The sequence below is a fragment of the Nocardia sp. NPDC003345 genome (assembly GCF_053589395.1).
Window position 1 is genome coordinate 1 of sequence record NZ_JBSFRU010000558.1, and the last position, 1,938, is coordinate 1,938.

At 68.4% G+C, this 1,938-nt stretch carries 1 protein-coding gene and 1 pseudogene; both read right to left on the reverse strand.

Annotated elements, in window-relative coordinates; genetic code table 11:
- Positions 1–203: 203 nt before the first annotated feature.
- A complete protein-coding gene (locus ACWDU1_RS31955; RefSeq protein WP_450004150.1) occupies positions 204–1,481 on the reverse strand; it encodes an FAD-binding oxidoreductase in 1,278 nt (425 codons plus the stop codon).
- 276 nt (positions 1,482–1,757) lie between these two features.
- A pseudogene (locus ACWDU1_RS31960) lies at positions 1,758–1,938 on the reverse strand (sporulation protein); the annotation flags it as partial.

The following is a 1,938-nucleotide window of genomic DNA, read 5'->3' on the forward strand; positions in this document are numbered from 1 at the left end:
GGGGGCCGAACCCCGCGCGGCGGAGCCGCGCCAATAAACACAGAACCTTGGCGGGTGGGGTCACCTTCTCACCTTGGCGGGTGGGGTCACCTTCTCACCTCGGCGAGCAGAGTCATCTCCTCACCTTCGCGAGCAAGGCCACCTCCCCATCTAGGCGAGCGGTGTCACGTTCTCACCTCGGCATGTGGGCTCACCCCCGAAACCTAATCGGTCGACTCGTACCGCATGCTGTTCTCCGACCGGCAGATCTCGTCGATTCCGGTGACGATATCGTTCAGCTGCTCCGACGGCAGCGCGTAGGGACGCAGCCGGCAGGTGAAGGTGATCAGACCGTGGTCGGCTTCGGGGAGGTTGTGTGCGGCCGATTCGGCTCGCAGGTATTCCGACCGCACACCGTAGGTCATGGCCGAGATGACCGTGAAGCACCCGGTCCGTTCCCGGTGCCCGTTGAACAGGTCGTGCAGGCGGTAGAACACCGAGGTGTAGTTGGACAGCGGCGCGAACACCCCGACCCGATACGCCGGGCCGCGTTCGGACGAGCTGATGACCGTATCCGCCAGGTATTCGGCGTCGCGCAGGGTGAGGACCTTGGGCGTGAACATCACCGCGCCCGCGGCGGCGTTGCGGACCGGCATGCCGGCCTTGCCGCCGGTGGCCGAGGCGATGGCGCCCAGTGATTTACGGGCCCGGCTGCCGACCTCGCGGCGGGCGCGCAGGGAGCGGGTGGGGGCGGTGGGGTAGAGGCTGGACCACTGGCCGAAGCGGACGGTGCCGAGTTGTACCTGTCCGGCGCCGACCGGTCGGGACACTTTGAGCGGGGCGGTGTCGACCCAGCGGCCGACCTGCAGGACCGCGTCCCGGGGTTGGCAGACCTCGGTGTGGGCGTAGTCGACGAAGCTGTCGAAGTCGAGGAAGCGATGCGAATCGGTGGACAGCCAGGTGTTGTCCTTGTCGACCTCGACCGTGTCGAGGGTGAGCGCGGTGATGATGCCGGCTCGCCCGCCCGCGCCGAGGATCCGGTGGAAACGCTCGGTGTGATGGGTGCGGCCGCAGGTGCCGATCCGGCCGTCGGTGTCGACGTATTCGAGGTCGGCGATCTGATCGATGAACAGGCCGTAGCGGTGTGAGGAGGTGGCGACGCCGCCGACGGAGGCGAAGCCGCCCGCGGTGATATCGCGGTGGTCGCCGACGACCGGCAGCCCCAGTCCGTGCGCGGCGAGGCGGCGGTCGATATCCGACAGTCGTGCCCCGGCCTGCACCCGCACGGTCCGCCGGCCGAGGTTGAGGTCGAGGATCGCGTTCATCCGGCGCAGCGATACCACGGTCTGCTGGTCGGGAAGGGAGAGTCCGTCGGTGGCGGGGTCGCCGCCGTGTATGGTGAGCGGCCTGGCCTTGTCACGGGAATTCCGCACGGTGCGAACGACATCCGCGGTGTCGCGAGGAAGGTACTCGGCGGGGGCAACGATGTGCGGCGTGCTCATGGCACGAAAGCTAACCACAGCGCGGCGGCGCTGGCGATATCGATTCACCGATCGAATCCCGCCCATCTGCCCGATGGTGTGTGACCTGCGGCTTCTGCGTGGTTCCGTCCGGGGCGGCGAGCGTGCCGGGCAGCGCGCCCGCCTGTTGCTGCCGGGAAGTGTAGCGCCGCGGGCGGGGGCCGGTCGACCATATCCGGCAGTGTCGCACGCCGAGTTGAACGGCAGGCCGACCGAATTCGCCGGTCCGGACAATTCCGGCCCGCACCGGTGGCTCGATCAGCGGGCGAGCAGCCGCAGCCGCTGACCGACCACGTCCACCCAGTTGACCTGTTCGAAGGTGGCGAAGTCGACCCGGATCGCGTCCATGACGTCACGGCCGGGCGCGAACATGAGGGCGCGCTTATCGGCTTCCAGGACCACGTACATACCGTGCGGGTCGGCCAGGAAGGTCACCTCC

Coding starts and splice junctions, on each gene's coding strand:
- ACWDU1_RS31955 (WP_450004150.1), bottom strand. CDS start 1,481: ATGAGCACGCCGCACATCGTTGCCCCCGCCGAGTACCTTCCTCGCGAC.